Here is a 15,351-nt window from a genome sequence, read left to right as displayed (position 1 = left end):
TCTATACTATTCTTTCGGATCGATCAGACCTTCGATCTCATAGGGAGTTTCGCCCGTAAGTTCATACAGTTTGAGCCAGGCCGCGACGGCGGCGGCCACCGGTCCGGGGACCGGCAGCCCGGCGAACCACCGAGACACCGAGGAGCGGTCCACCCCCAAGGCTTCGGACAAACGCGACATCCAGCCGCGTTCGCCGAACAAGAGGATGGCCGCCTGCCTCAGTTCCTCGGCGCTCATGCCGTCAGACCCTTTCTTCGTTCACACAATCAAACGACTCATGTTCGCGAATATAGCTCAGCACATTCTCGGAAAAACCGTCGATGTGCGTCCAGCGGCCATAACCGACGCCGTTCCGATTGGAAGCGACGTTGATCATGTACGCCTTGGCCGCGACCGGATCGGGCACGGGGTCCTGCGACTGTTCGTCGGTGATGACGATCAGGCGATCGTGGGGGATCGCGTTGATCCTGGTCATCGCCTTGCCCAGCAGCGTACCGTTGTAGGGCTGCGACCGCAGGATCGCATCGACACCGGCCATGCCGCGGCGCGCCGGCACTTCCACCACCTCGTTCGAGAAGGAGAAGACGCGCAGATCACCCGGTATGATCGCGCCCAGGGTCGCGGCCGCCACCATCCGCGTCAGGTCCGAACGCGCCGATAAAGGCACGTTCATGGACGGGGAGACGTCGACCAGCACGATGGTCCGGCCGGCAAATACCGGCTGTTCCAGGACGGTTTCCATCAGGGCCTCGTCCAGCCAGCGTTCGAAGCGCGGCGCCGCCCGGGCCGCCGCCACGTAACGGAAGGGCAGAACCCGTTCCGCGCCGCGACGCGCCAGGATGGCTTCGGTGACCAGGGCTTCGTCGACACCCGCCTGGTCCATGTTGCGCAGGTTACGCAACAGGGCCAGGTAACCCAGCTTGCGCTCGGCCAACAGGCGGGTGAAGGTTTCACCTTTGTCCGCCCCGCCCGACAGCGCGACCTCCCAGGTGTCCGGGGACGCCAGGGTGCGGTCCGCCAGCTGCTTCCAGATCGCGGCCTGCGCCTCGTCTTTCGGCTTGGCGTGGCTGAGGAACAGCACGTCGCGCAGACGTACCGGGCCATCACGGTCATACTTGGCCAGGGCGTAGGCGTCGAACTTGACGAAGGCGCGGGCCAGGCCCAGCTTCATCTGCTTCGACAGCGGACGCTTGCCGTTACGCCAATAGAGCGCGACCAGTTCGGTCAGCTCGTCGGCGCGCTGGATGACGCGTTCAATGGTCGGCGCCACCAGGAGGCCACCGGCCTGGATCAGGGCGACGAGCAGCAAAAGCGGCGCATGGCGCAGCTTCATCTGTTCGCGCGCCTCGATGGCCAGGGCGGCAACGGTCTGGGGGCCGGCCTCGACGGCCAGGCTCAGGATACGGTCGGCGATGGACTGACCGTCTTCGTAGAATTCGTTTTCCCACAACAGGCAGGACAGGACCGAACGGCGCAGCTTTTGTGCCGCCGTCAGTTCCCGCGCGGGGGCGCCCTCATGCGTGATGCCGGGGCGTTTTTGGAAAATGTTCAACCGCATGGTTGCACCTCTTCTGGCATCTGGGCGTGACGATCCGGTCCCCGGACCCATGTCCGGCGGCATCACGCGTGAAAATATGGGCTGGGGCGCTGGCGGCGGAACTTTCCGGCCAGGGCAGTGGAGATAAAGGCGCCGGGCGTGACTAGGAACGCGTCACGCTGCTGCCGGTTAGGCAGATCCAGGGGTATGGACGGAGACGGAAGGCGCTTTAACCGATTAAGCTACACGGTCGAAACCGTGGCGGGATTTGAACCCGCTTCTTCCGCGTGACAGGCGAAGTAACCGACTCCTGCGCCACCTGGATCTTAAGGTTTCCGGATGGTTCCCTGATCGGGCCTGTCCGAAGTTATAAGTTACTACAGAAACTTGTTGCGTAGTGCAACAAATTTTTTCAATCTTCCGGGAACTCCCGGCCACACTTCTTACAGCCAAGGCGATTGTTCATATCGCTGCACACATGCCGTTTTGCCACCATTGCAAAGGCAAGGACTGTCTGGGTTTGTGCTACGAAGTAATCGCGGCCACCACCACGGAAAACTGATCCCCCCACGGGATGTGCATTCGGGGAAAAGACGATATCGCACTGGGCGTTTTCAAGACGAAGTAAGCGATATCTGCGCCACCGAAGGCTCGCCGCAGGGAATAGGTCGGCAGCGATATTCTCCATTGCTCTACCAGTCTGAGCTACGGGGCGGACCCCGGCCGGATTCGAACCGGCGACCTATGGGTTAACGATGTAATCGCTGTCTGCGCCACTGCGGCGCGTCCCGGCCGAAGCCGCGACAAGCGGGGGAGATAATTAAAATCGTTGCATGACGCAACAGAAAAATTTCATGTCACACATCGGCGCCACACAGTGTGTTGCAATTGCAACTAGTCCAGCGTCAAGGCTGCCACCAGTTCCAGCTGTGACTGCACCCCGGCCTTGTCGAAAATGCTGCGGATCTGCGTCCGGATCGTACCGATCGACTTGCCCGTTTCGTCGGCAATCGATTGGGGGCCGCGGCCGGCCGCCAGGTGGGCGGCGACCATGGCCTCGGCCGGAGTCAGATTGAACAACTGCCGCGCCAGTTCGGCCGTGCGGCGGATCTCATGGCGCATGGTGCGGGCGATAACCATGGCCGACAAACCGAAGCGGCGGTGCTCGCCCGGAATGGCGGTGAATTCGAGATGGAGATAGTCGCCACCCGTGTCGTCGCGCAGCACCATGGCGTCGGGCGGCCGGTGCGGCGCCGTCAGGTCCATGCCTGAAACACTGGCCAGGGCGTAGTCGAAGCGGCGGCCATAGGCGTCGTTGCGCGTGGTCAGCCGCCCGCGCGCCACCTTCAGCCAGCGGCCAGCGGCCAGCAAGGCCTCGCCGCGCGGTGACATGGCGCGGATGCGGCCCGAGGCGTCGCAGACAAAGGCCGCCGCCGCCATGGCGTCCAGCAGGCTGTGGACTAGGCCCAAGCTCTGTCCTTCGATCGCCATCTGAGTGCGCACGGCGGCGCGTGCATGGGCGGCGATGGCGGCGTAGGCGCGCTTTTCTTCATCGTCGTAGAGCCCCAGGCTTTCGCTGCGGCCGACCGCCATGCCGACCAGCATGTCGTCCTGACGCAGCAACGGGCTGAGGCAGGTGATCTCGACCTCGTACGTCTTGATCCACGCCCCAAAGTCAGGGTTGCGCCGGCAATCCTCGGCCGTGGTAAAGGCGTCCTCGTTGAGAACCTGGAGTTCCGCCGCCCGGCTGCCGATGCGGACGCGCGAATTGACGCGGACATCGCCACCACCGGCCAGGACGAATTCGGGGATGGCTTGCGGCGGCAGGCCGCTCAGCCAGTTGAACGGCACGGCGGCGTTGTCGCCCAGTCCGATCAATTGGCCGGCATGGGAATGCGTGGCCGCTGCCAGGTTTTCCAACGCGGACATCCACGATCCGCCCAGGGCGGCGGACTGGAAGGACTCGATCGTTGCCGCGACCGCGGCTTCGCTGATTGACACGTCATTCCCCTGAACCTCGTGCAGCGAGGTCTCATCGTGCGGAGAGTTAATGACGGAACGGCCATCATGTAAAGAAACTTCAAATAACTCAGTTACTTGTAAATCGCGTACCGGTTGCGTTCGAATTCGCCTGGGACGCTTTGCGACCGGTCTTTTCGCCGTTTCCTACCCAATATTGGGTATGCGCTTGAAGCCCTATCGATGATTTCTAATGTCACAAAAGCGGCGCCGTGGGGGCGGCCGCATCAGGCGGCCGAAACGTATGCGCCGCGCCTACAGGGGACTTTCCATATGCTGCAACTCCAAAACGGCGTCGAATCCGAAGTCAACGGCCTCGACTTCGACCAGATGTCCGCCGAAACCGTTACCTACCTGGCGGATGGTGGTTATGTCATTACCTGGAATGGCGGGAATCTTACGCCGGAAAACACGGAGTGGTACTGGGCCGACATCCATGCCCAGATTTTCGATGCCGCAGGGAACAAGGTTGGAAGCCAGTTCATGGTCAATACCGCGACCGACCAGGATCAGGCCCTGGCCAGCGTCGTCCCCATGGCCGACGGCGGCTTTATCGTCCTTTACCAGACGACGTTCTACGATCCGGCCAGCATCCTGGACAAGACCTATATCGTCACCGGCACGTCGATCCTGGCGCAGCGCTTCGACGCTTCCGGCGCCCGCGTCAACCTGTACAACGAAGCCGGCGGCGACGTCGGTGAAGTGGTCCTGGCACCGAACGGGTGGGCGCCGACAGTGGCCGTGGCGGAAGATGGTGGCTTCCTGATGGCCTGGCAGACGGAGATCGGAGGCGTTGCGGGTTTCCAGCTCAGCTACGTCGATGAGGCAGGTGATGTCGCCGTCAGCACCTTCCACGCGGTGGCCCATGAGGACGTAACGCCGCAACTCGCCTTCCTCGACAACGCGGGCGCGGGCGGCGCCATGCTGCTCTATGCCGTCTTCGTCGCCGGGGCCGGTATGAATATTTACGGCCAGAAGTTCGATACCACGGGCACGGCGGTGGGGACGCCTGTCCTGATCAATACCTACACGCCGGGGCATCAGTACCTGGTGGATGTTGCGGCGACCGACGACGGCGGTTTTGTCGCGGTCTGGGCCAGCCAGAACCAGGACGGGTCGTCCTACGGAATCTATGGCCAGGTCTTCGATTCAAATGGCAACCGCGTCCAGTCCGAATTCAGGGTCAACACCTATACGACCGGCTCGCAGACCGTTCCGGATGTTACCGCGCTGGATGGCGGTTATTTCGCGGTGGTGTGGCAAAGCAACGCTCAGGACGGCTCCAGCTGGGGCGTCTATATGCAAATCACCGACAGCCTCGGCAACCTGATTGGCGAGGAGATCCGCATCGCCGACGAGACGGTGGGGTCTCAACGCGGCGTTAAGGTCGCGTCCGATGGCGATACCATCGTCGTTACCTGGTCCGGACCGGACGCTGAAGGTCATCCCAGTATCTTCACCCGTCAATTCACAATGTCCAATGCCGCCATCCCGTCGGCCGGTAGCGACACATTGCAAGGCGATGCCGCCCCCAACACCATTGACGGCCTGGCCGGTGACGACTCGATCGATGGCCTGGGCGGCAACGACACCCTGACCGGTGGCGACGGCAATGATACGCTGAACGGCGGTGACGGCGACGACGTGCTGAACGGCGGTCAGGGCGACAGCGTCGACGGCGGCGCGGGTTCGGACAGGCTGGTGATCGATCTCAGTGACAAGCTGACGGTGGTGACCGCTGACAAAAACGCCGGTGGCGGTTACAGCATCACCTGGACCGGTGCGGGCCTGACCGCCGCCAACATCGAGGCACTGACGATCACCACGGGCAACAACAACGATATTGTCCACGGTCTGGACGGCAATGACGTCATCAATACCGGCAACGGTTTCGACCGCGTATGGGGCGGCAGCGGCGCGGACACCATCAATGTCGGCACGGGCGGCAGCGTTGTGTGGCATGCGGCCAATGAGACGGCCGGCCTGGCGGTGGAAGACAATGCCGCCGACACCCTCATCGGTGGCATGGGCGGCGACACCTTCTATGTCGGCCTGGGCGACAGCGCCGACGGCGGTGGCCAGCCGGTCAATGTCATCGACCGCATCTTCGTGTCCTTCTTCGGCCGCGGCTCTGCCCTGAACCTGGATCTGTCGACGGGCGATGCCTTTGCTACCCTGGCCGCGGCGTCTGGCGGGTCTTACGCCAATTTCGAGGAAATCGGCGTCTTCGGCTCGGTCTATGCCGACAGCATCAGCGGCACGGCCGGCAGCGACCGTCTGTTCGACCTGGCTCCGGCCGATGGCGCCGGCGGCGGTGACACCTTCTACGGCATGGGCGGTAACGACTTCCTGTCCGGCGGCAGCGGCACCAACTACATGGACGGCGGCGACGGCAATGACGTGATCTATAACACCAGCTTCCAGGACGAGACCCTGGTCGGCGGCGCCGGCGACGATACCTTCTTCTGGGGGTCGACCGCGCCGGTGGATGTGATCGGTGACGGCAATGACACCATCCAGGGCGGCGACGGCATCGACACCATGGACTTCACCAAGTTGGTCAACGGCGTGAACATCATCCTGAACCAGCCCTGGGATATCATCGGTTCCGGCATTGTTACCTATTCCGGCATCGAAAACCTGATCGGCGGCACCGGTAACGACACCCTGCACGGCAATTACGAAGCCAACCGCATCCAGGGCGGCGCCGGCGACGACAACCTGAGCGGCTTCGGCGGCAGCGGCGTCGATACCCTGATCGGCGGTATCGGCAACGACACCTTCCAGATCTTCGGCAACGATCTTGCCTTCGGTGAGGACGGCGACGACGTCTTCGTCATTTGGAGCCGTCAGGACGGCAACCTCGTCGAGCTCTATGGCGGCGCCGGCTATGACACCATCGACATGACCCAAGCCAGCGTGGGTATCAAGTGGGTGTTGAGCGGCGAGGACGATATCGAAGCCTTCAAGGGCGGCGTCCACGATGACGGCTATGACGCCAGCGCCACGACCACGGTGCTGCAGCGCAATCTGAGCGGGGGTGGCGGCAACGATACGCTGAAGAGCGGTGTCGGCCAGGACCTTCTTTCCGGCGGCGACGGCAACGACTATCTCGACGGCGGCGCCGGGTTCGACACCATGATGGGCGGGCTGGGCGACGACACTTTCGTGGTTGAGGCGGCGATCGATGTGGTCAGCGAACAGGCCGGCCAGGGTACGGACACGGTCCTGTCCGGCCGGACCTACACCCTGACCGCCAATGTTGAAAACCTGACCCTGACCGGGGAGGCCGCGATCAACGGCACGGGCAACGGGCTGAACAACGCGCTGCGGGGCAATGCGGGTGTCAATATCCTGAGCGGCCTTGCCGGCAACGATACCTACTATCTCGATCAACTGGGCGATACGTTGGTCGAACAGGCCGGCGGCGGTACGGATACGGTGGTGACGGCGTTCAGTTACACGCTCTTGACCAATTTCGAAAACCTCACCCTTACGGGGTCGGAAAACCTGACCGGCACGGGTAACCTCGCGGCCAACCGCCTGACGGGCAACGACGGCAATAACCTGCTGGATGGCGGAGCCAGCAACGACACCATGGCCGGTGGACTGGGCGACGACACCTTCATCGTCAATTCCGACGGCGATCTCGTCACCGAACTGGACGGGCAGGGGACGGACACAGTTCTGTCCGCCCGCACCTACACCCTGGGCAATAGCATCGAGAACCTGGTCCTGACCGGTGCCGGCGCCAACACCGGGACGGGCAATGCCCTCAACAACACCCTGACGGGCAATGACGCGGTCAACTGGCTGGACGGCGCGGCCGGGAATGATACGCTTGTGGGCGGTCTGGGCAGTGACACCTATGTCGTCGATGCCGCGGGCGACGTCACCACCGAAGCCGAAGGCGCCGGGACGGATACGGTCCGCTCCAGTGTCAGCTGGACCCTGGGCGCCAATGTCGAGATCCTGCTGCTGACCGGAACCGCGGCGAACAACGGCACCGGCAACGAACTGAACAATATCCTGACGGGCAACTCAGGCGTCAACGTCCTGAGCGGCGGTCTGGGTAACGACACCTACAATGTCCAGAACACCACGGACACTGTGGCCGAGGGCGTGGGCGAGGGCACGGATGCCGTGCTGTCGAACGTCACCTTTACGCTGGGGGCCAATGTTGAGAACCTGACCCTGATCGGCAACAACCACGTCAACGCCACCGGTAACGCTGGCAACAATGTGCTGATCGGCAATGTCGGCAATAACATCCTGACCGGCGGGCTGGGTGACGACACCTACTACATCCAGAACGTCAACGACTTCGTTGTCGAACAACATTGGGAAGGCACCGACACGGTCTATACGACGGTGGCCTATTCGCTGTTCGGGCGGGCGATCGAGAACCTGTTCCTGATGGGAACCGACAACCTCAATGCCACCGGCAACAGCCTGGCCAATGCCCTGACCGGCAATACCGGCAATAATGTGCTGAGCGGCGCCGGCGGCAACGACACCTACTATGTCCAGAATGCCGGCGACAGCGTGATCGAAAACGCCAATGAGGGCATCGACACGGTGGTTACGACCGTGACCTGGACCCTGGGCGACAATACCGAAAACGCCACCCTGACCGGCAACCAGCACTTTAACCTGACCGGCAATGCCCTGAACAATGTGCTGACAGGCAATATTGGCAACAACATCCTGACGGGTGGGTTGGGCGACGACACCTACTATGTCCAGAATGTCAACGACTTCGTCGTGGAGCAGCACTTCCAGGGTACGGACGTCATCTATTCGACGGTGACCTACAGCCTGTTCGGGCGGGCGGTGGAGAACATGATCCTGCAGGGGACGGAGAACCTCAACGCCACGGGCAACAGCCTGAACAACATCCTCACCGGCAACTCGGGCGCCAACCGTCTGGAAGCCGGCGTGGGCAACGACACCTTCAGCGGCGGTCTGGGCGCGGACGTCTTCGTCTTCCTGGCGGCCAGCGGCAAGGATACGATCACCGACTTCTCCGGAAGCCAAAACGACAGCATCAATGTCAACGCCTACACGGCCGGCACAGCCAATGCGGCCATGGTCACACAGGCCGGGGCGAATGTCCTGATCAACCTTGGCGGCGGCAACACGGTCACCGTACTCAACGCCGGCCAGGCCGACGTCCTGGCCCACATGGTCTGGTAATTCGAGGGGCGGATGGATTGTCCTGCGATAATCTCCGGGGCGGGCGCCTTTCCAGGCGCCCGCCTTCGTCTTTTTCCCCTGCGCCGCACAGGGTCTGTACAGGCGGCGGCCGCCGCATTATGGTCTGCGTGACCGGACGGTGGCCAAGGGGGCACGCCGGAGGGATTGCGGGGGATTTCCGGAATGTTGCACGTCGAAGCTGAAGCCGAATCGCAGGTCAATACCGAGAACAGCGACCTGATCACGGGCCAGACCATAACCCTTCTCACCAACGGCAACTATGTCGTGACCTGGCGGGCCGGCACCTACTATGGCGAGGGCGTCGGTCAGTGGTGGGAAGATGTTCACGCCCAGATGTTCGACGCCGACGGCAATAGGTTGGGCGGCGAGTTCCTGGTCAATACGACCACGGAACAGGACCAGGGCCAGCCGCGGGCGATTGCCCTGGGCGACGGTGGTTTCGTCATCCTGTGGACAAGCATTACCTATGTGCCGGAATCGATTGTTTCCGAAGAGTTCATCATCCAGTCGTCGACCATCATGGCGCAACGCTACGATGCGGCCGGCCTGCGGGTGAACCTGCTGGCTGATCCGGACGGCGATACCGGCGAGGTCGTCCTGTCGGCGGATGGGCTTGAACCCCTGATCGCCATGAAGGACGACGGCAGTTTCGTCCTGGCCTGGCAAACCAGTTCCAATGGCTCCGAAGGGTTTCAACTGACCTTCGTCGATGACGCCGGAGAGATCACCGGCACCGTCTTCCATGCGGTAGCGGAAGCGATCCAGCCGGAGATTCTTACGCTCGGGGACAAGGTCGTGCTGGTGTATGCCGCTCAGGACTGGGAAAGCAGCGTTGGCGGCCGCACCAGCTTCGACGTTTTCAGCCAGGCCTTCGACGCCTCCGGCGCGGCTGTCGGCGGGCGCGTCAAGGTCAATACCTATACGACACGCAGCCAGAGTTCGCCTTCGGTCGTCGCCACGGAGACGGGTGGCTATATCGTTGTTTGGCAAAGCACCCTCCAGGACGGCTCCCTGCTGGGCGTCTACGGACAGGTTTTCGACGGCAGCAGCCAAAAGGTCGGCAGCGAATTCCGTGTCAACACCACGACTTCCGGATCGCAGAGCACACCCGAGATCACGGCGCTCGACAATGGCAAGTTCGCCGTGGTGTGGACCAGCAACCCTCAGGATGGCGACGGCAACGGCGCCTACCTGCAACTGATCGACAGCAGTGGTCACCTGATCGGTGGCGAAATCCAAATTGCCGACGAAACCATAGGCAGCCAGTCCGGCCCGAAGATCACCTCGGATGGCGACACATTGTTCGTGGTGTGGAACTATCGTGACGCTGCGGACCACCCGGCCCTCATGACACGCCAGTTCCAGATCACCGTCCCCTTTCCGGACGAGAATGCCAACGACCTGGAAGGCGACGCGAACGCCGACAATATCGACGGCCTGGGCGGCGCCGACACCATCCATGGCCTTAGTGGCGCCGATACCCTGAGCGGCAGCGGCGGCATCGATGCCCTGTATGGCGATGACGGCAATGACTGGCTGGACGGCGGTTCCGGCATCGACGCTTATCACGGCGGCCTGGGCGACGACACCTTCGTGGTCAACTCGGCCGGCGAAACCGTCGACGAACTGAGCGGCGAAGGCACTGATACGGTGCGGACCGTGGTCAGCCTGACGCTGGCGGCCAACGTCGAAAACCTGGTCCTGCTGGGCGGCGCGAACCTGAGCGGCACGGGCAACGGTCTCAACAACGTCCTGACAGGCAATGCCGGCAACAACATCCTGTCCGGCGGCCTGGGCGACGACACCTATTACATCCAGAATGCCGGCGACAGCGTCGAGGAGAAGCACGGCGAAGGCAATGACACCGTCTGTTCAAGCGTCAGCTATTCGCTGTTCGGCCGCGCGGTGGAAACCCTGATCCTGACCGGCGGGGGGAACCTGAATGCGACCGGCAATTCGCTCAACAACACCCTGACCGGCACCAGCGGCAACAACCTGCTGGATGGCGGGACGGGCGCCGACAAGATGACCGGTGGCCTCGGCGACGACACCTATTATGTTGACCACGTCCAGGACAATGTCGCCGAAACGCATTGGCAGGGCAACGACACCGTCATTTCATCGGTCAGTTACTCGCTGTTCGGCCGGGCGGTGGAAACCCTTGTACTGACGGGAACGGGCAATCTCAACGCGACCGGCAATTCGCTGGCCAACGTCCTGACCGGCAACGCTGGCGCCAACACTCTGGACGGTGGCACCGGCAACGACATGCTGACCGGCGGGCTGGGCGCGGACATCTTCCTGTTCACAGCGGCCAGCGGCAAGGATACCGTCAGCGACTTCTCAGGCGTTCAGAACGACACCATCAATGTCAACGCCTATACAGCGGGCGCAGCCAATGCGGCCATGGTGACGCAGGCGGGGGCCAATGTCCTGGTCAATCTGGGCGGCGGGAATACCGTGACAGTGCTGAACGCCAGCCAGGCGGACGTGCTGGCCCACATGGTGTGGTAGGACTTGTGAAGGCGGAAATGGGCTGGTACCCTTCCCGTCATGTCACGTGAAACCGTCAATGCCATCTGTGGCGCCCTGCCGGGGGCGGAAAACTCCGACCCGTGGGGCGGCGGTCACGACTGCTGGAAGGTCGGCGGCAAGATGTTCGCCGTCATGGGGGCCATCTCCGAGGGCGTCTCGGTCAAGACGCCCGACGTCGAAACCGCCGAGATGCTGATCGAGGCCGGGGCGGCGCGCAAGGCCGCCTATATGCACCGGTCATGGGTCAACCTGTCGTGGGACCTGCCCGAAGATGAAATCCGCGAGAGGGTCCTGGCGTCCTACCGGCTGATCCGGGCGGCTTTGTCGAAAAAGGTCCAGGCCGGACTGGCACCCGTCTAGGGCTCCGGATCCTCGGCTGTGAACGGCGAACAGCACGGCTTCCCGATGGCCTTGAACTCCATCACCTCGGCGCGGGTGCCGTCGGGGTCGAACAGGTTCAACTGCCACTTGGCGTCGCGACCGATCTTGGGCAGCTCCTCCTGGCCGGTCAGCCGGTTCTCGTTCCACAACAGGGTGTAGCTGTCGCGGACATCGGGTACGCCCAAAGCGAAGTGGTTGAGGATGCCGGCGATCTTCTGGCTCATGTTCGGCGGAATGCCTTCGGTCTCCGGCCCGCTGACCAGCATATATTCCAGCCAGTCGCGGCCTTCCGGCACCTGGATCGAGATCCAGGTGTGGACATCCTCCTGGAAACCGCCGGCCCAGTAGGGCTTGAACTCCAGGATATCGCGGTAAAACGTGTCCTGCTTCGCCCGGTTATGGATGATGAAGCCGACATGCATCATGCGGTGCGACAGCGGATTGACCGGGATGTCGGGCAGGGCCTTGGGCGGCTGGACGAACTCGACGACATTGCCTTCCGGATCGGTGACCGAGAAATACAGGCTGCCGTCCGTGCCCGTACTGACCTTGGCCGGCACGGTGACCTTCTTGAAGGCCAGATAGGCGCGTAAAGCTTCGGCGTCTGTGGTCACGAAGGCGACATGGTCCAGCCGGTTGATGCCTTCGCCGGCGGGTAGCGGCAGGACCTCGACGAACTGGGCCGGCGCGAAGTGGTAGCGCGCCCCCGCCGGGTTCTCGGCGTCGGGCTTTTTCACCCCGCCCAGGTCGCGGGTGTAGAAGGTGTTGGTCTTGGCGAGGTCATCGGCATAGACGGCGATATGCGACACCCCGGTGATCGGCGGGCGTGTGGGCTCGGCCATGACGGGCGTGGCGGCCAGCAGGGCCAGCGCCAGAAGCGCCCTCATAGCTTCACCTCGGCGCCGTTATTGGCGGCGCTCTGGTACATGGCCTGGATGATCTTCACGTCGCGCAGCCCCATCTCGCCGCCGGTGGCGTGGGGGCGGTTGGCCAGGACGGCTTCGGAGAAGGCTTCGATCTGATTGGCGAACTGGCTGGAGGCACTGCCGGCGCGCGGGCTGGACGACACGAAGTTCTTCGTCAGGGTCATCGGGATATTGCCGTAGTCCATCGACGGCGACAGCAGGATATTGCCTTCGCTACCGAACAACTGGTGGCGGCTGCTGTAGGTGTAGCAGTAGGAGGACGAGCCCTGGGCGCTGATGCCAGAGGCGAAACGCAGGCGCCATTCGACCCCGCCCTCGACCTCGGCGAAACGCGGATCGTCCTTGGGGTAGGAATAGACGGCGGTCACCGATACCGGATCCTCGCCGGCGGCCCACAGGGCGGCGTTCAGGGCGTAGATGCCGATGTCGTACATCGAGCCGCCGCCGGCCAGGGCCTGTTCGGCGCGCCACTTGTGCGGCGGCCACTGCTGTGGCGTCAGATCGAAGCCGGCATCGCCCGAGACATGGCGCAGCTTGCCGATCTCGCCGGCCTGCAGGCGGCGGACGGCGTCGGCATTGTTGGGCTCGAAATGGCAGCGATAGGCGACACCCAACTGCTTGCCGGCGGCCTTCGCGGCGGCGATCATGGCCTCGCATTCGGCCACCGTCGAGGCCATGGGCTTTTCGCACAGCACATGCTTGCCGGCCTTCAGGGCGCGGATGGTGTATTCGGCGTGCAGGCCCGGCGGCAGGGCGATGTAGACGCAGTCGATGTCCTTATTGGCGGCGATGGTGTCGAAATTGCCGTAGTCATAGAATTTGGAGACGCCGTAGGCGGCGCCGAGATCGCGCGCCTTCTGCGGATTGCCCGAAACCAGCGCGGTAACGCGGCTGTTGGACGCGCTGCGGAAGGCCGGCATCATCTGGCCGGTGGCGAAGGTCCCGAGGCCGACAATGGCCCAGCGCGTAGTCTTGTCCGGCTGGGGCAGTTTCGGGTTGCCCAGCAGGGGCTGGCCGGCGGCCTGCGGTGTGGCAGCGTTCGCGGCGGAACCGAGCAGGGGCAGGCTCCCGGCGGCCAGCAAAAAGCGGCGGCGGTCGATCATTGGGTATCCTCTCTCTGTTTTTTGGCAAAGGTTAATGCCGATAACGAGAGAGGTCAAACCAATCATGTGCGAGGTCAGGTCTTTATGACCTTTCGCTTCATGCCCGGTTCATCGTGATTGTGGTCTTATGGCGTTTCGGGACCTGATCCGGGTTGTTTACGGGGTTCACTGCAGCGGCGTCTGAGGACAGGCGCCAAAGGAGGTGCGCCAATGCCCGCCCATAGATTCTACCGATCCGCCGCGGCGCTGACCCTTGCCGCCCTGGCGGTGACCAGCGTGTCCGCCTGTCGCGACGACTCCGCCCGGATGGCGGAGGTGCCTTTCACCCCGATCGTCGCCGGTGAAGCCGCGTCCGTGACCCTGGCGCCGGCCGTCGAGGCTCTTCCGACAGCGCAGAAGCGCGTGACCGTGACCCACGCCGCGCCGTCCCAGCCGGTCTATCGCTATGTCGAGGACGCCTATGAAATGGACGAAGCCTTTGGCGACGCCCCGCCCGACTATGGCTTCGACTATGGCGGTGTCCAGCCCTGGGTGTGGCGCACCGCCGGTGACGCCTGGCGCATGGTCGAGCCGACCGCCTACGGTGAGCGCTACTATTTCTACGAACCGGGTCAGGACGATCCTTACCTGGTCCGGGACCGTGACTTTGCCTACGCCTATGACGACGGCCGGCTGGTCAATGTCTTCGACCGCAGCGGCCGGGTTTTGGACTATTACGAAGCCGAGCGCCGCGCCGACTGGGCCAGCCGCTATTACAGCCGCGCCCGCGCGCTGAGACAGGCGGCGAAGCGCGACGACCGCGAGCAGATTGCCGCCGCCAACTGGGCCCGCCGCCAGCAGCGCATCGAGCAGGACCGTCAGGCCTGGGTGCAGGATCGTCAGCGTGTCGCCGCCTGGCGCGCCTATCAGGATCGCCAGGATGCGCAGCACCGGCGCGAACTGGGGGCCGAGCGCGAACGCCGTCAGCAGGCCTCTTGGGCGTATCGTCAATGGCGTGAACGCGACTATCAGGGGCCGCCGCCGCGCGTCGCGGTCGCTCAGCAGCACAAACGCGACTGGCAGTTCTGGAAGCGCCAGGAACAGGCGCGCCGCGAACGTGATCGTGACAGTTGAACTCGCAAACCACTATGTAACCATTTTGGGGTAGGCTGCGAACCTAATCTGTTCGTGGTACCTCGATGACCAATCCGAATTCCTTAGGCCAAAACGATCTGGCGAAGCGCCAGGCCCGCCAGCGTCACCGTCCGTCGTTGGCGGGATTGCGCGTTCTGGTCGCCGAAGACGTCGAGATGGTTCGCGACCTGCTGACCATCCTGCTCTCGCGTGAAAAGGTCGTTCTGACGACGGTGATCGACGGCGCCCAGGCCCTGGCCATGGCGGAAACCCAGGAATTCGACATCATCCTGATGGACATGAACATGCCGGTGATGAGCGGTTTCGAAGCCACACGTCGCATCCGCCTGTCCGAAGGCCCCTGCGCCAATGTGCCGATCCTGGCCCTGACGGCGAACGCCTCAAAGGCCGAAGTCGCCCAGTGTGGCCGCGCCGGCATGGACGGCCACGTCGCCAAGCCGTTTACCCCGGCGGTTCTGATGGACGCGATCGCCGACCTGCTGTTCAGCGAAGAGTAAAT

At 63.3% G+C, this 15,351-nt stretch carries 10 protein-coding genes; 5 read left to right on the top strand and 5 right to left on the bottom strand.

Annotated features, from left to right (window positions below):
* Positions 1 to 6: 6 nt before the first annotated feature.
* The 3 genes from ABAC460_RS31115 to ABAC460_RS31105 form a co-directional block, all read right to left on the bottom strand.
* Positions 7 to 237, bottom strand: a complete 231-nt coding sequence (locus tag ABAC460_RS31115; protein WP_006273682.1) for a hypothetical protein — start codon at positions 235 to 237, stop codon at positions 7 to 9.
* A 4-nt stretch (positions 238 to 241) separates the two neighbouring features.
* Positions 242 to 1,558, bottom strand: a complete 1,317-nt coding sequence (locus ABAC460_RS31110) for a TROVE domain-containing protein (RefSeq protein WP_023452539.1) — start codon at positions 1,556 to 1,558, stop codon at positions 242 to 244.
* 873 nt (positions 1,559 to 2,431) lie between these two features.
* The gene (locus tag ABAC460_RS31105; protein WP_023452538.1) at positions 2,432 to 3,538 is read right to left on the bottom strand and encodes a helix-turn-helix transcriptional regulator; all 1,107 of its coding nucleotides are present in this window, start codon (positions 3,536 to 3,538) and stop codon (positions 2,432 to 2,434) included.
* 291 nt (positions 3,539 to 3,829) lie between these two features.
* Here ABAC460_RS31105 and ABAC460_RS48185 point away from each other — a divergent pair, with 291 nt between their 5' ends.
* The 3 genes from ABAC460_RS48185 to ABAC460_RS31100 all read left to right on the top strand — a co-directional run bounded on the left by ABAC460_RS48185 (position 3,830) and on the right by ABAC460_RS31100 (position 11,668).
* Positions 3,830 to 8,752, top strand: a complete 4,923-nt coding sequence (locus ABAC460_RS48185; RefSeq protein WP_023452537.1) for a beta strand repeat-containing protein — start codon at positions 3,830 to 3,832, stop codon at positions 8,750 to 8,752.
* Positions 8,753 to 8,935: 183 nt separating this feature from the next.
* Positions 8,936 to 11,287 carry a calcium-binding protein gene (locus ABAC460_RS50730; protein ID WP_023452536.1) on the top strand — a complete coding sequence of 784 codons (2,352 nt, stop codon included), beginning with the start codon at positions 8,936 to 8,938 and terminating at the stop codon, positions 11,285 to 11,287.
* Between the two features lie 39 nt (positions 11,288 to 11,326).
* Entirely contained in the window at positions 11,327 to 11,668 is a 342-nt protein-coding gene (locus ABAC460_RS31100; RefSeq protein WP_023452535.1) for an MmcQ/YjbR family DNA-binding protein, read from the top strand.
* Here the strand turns inward: ABAC460_RS31100 and ABAC460_RS31095 are convergent.
* Both ABAC460_RS31095 and ABAC460_RS31090 read right to left on the bottom strand, forming a co-directional pair.
* Complete coding sequence (locus ABAC460_RS31095) at positions 11,665 to 12,576, bottom strand: VOC family protein (RefSeq protein WP_023452534.1); 912 nt, start codon at positions 12,574 to 12,576, stop codon at positions 11,665 to 11,667. The two genes, ABAC460_RS31100 and ABAC460_RS31095, sit on opposite strands and share 4 nt — an antisense overlap.
* Complete coding sequence (locus tag ABAC460_RS31090) at positions 12,573 to 13,718, bottom strand: Gfo/Idh/MocA family protein (RefSeq protein WP_023452533.1); 1,146 nt, start codon at positions 13,716 to 13,718, stop codon at positions 12,573 to 12,575. Before ABAC460_RS31090 ends, ABAC460_RS31095 begins: the two co-directional genes overlap by 4 nt.
* A 210-nt stretch (positions 13,719 to 13,928) precedes the next feature.
* Between ABAC460_RS31090 and ABAC460_RS31085 the strand changes: the two genes are divergently transcribed.
* Together ABAC460_RS31085 and ABAC460_RS31080 are read left to right on the top strand one after the other, a co-directional pair.
* The gene (locus tag ABAC460_RS31085; RefSeq protein ID WP_023452532.1) at positions 13,929 to 14,831 is read left to right on the top strand and encodes a hypothetical protein; all 903 of its coding nucleotides are present in this window, start codon (positions 13,929 to 13,931) and stop codon (positions 14,829 to 14,831) included.
* 65 nt (positions 14,832 to 14,896) lie between these two features.
* Positions 14,897 to 15,349, top strand: a complete 453-nt coding sequence (locus ABAC460_RS31080) for a response regulator (RefSeq protein ID WP_023452531.1) — start codon at positions 14,897 to 14,899, stop codon at positions 15,347 to 15,349.
* Positions 15,350 to 15,351: the final 2 nt, after the last annotated feature.

It is taken from the genome of Asticcacaulis sp. AC460 (genome assembly GCF_000495795.1).
GTDB lineage: Bacteria > Pseudomonadota > Alphaproteobacteria > Caulobacterales > Caulobacteraceae > Asticcacaulis.
The sequence above is the reverse complement of the archived record's forward strand: the minus strand, read 5'-3'. Positions and strand labels throughout refer to the sequence as shown.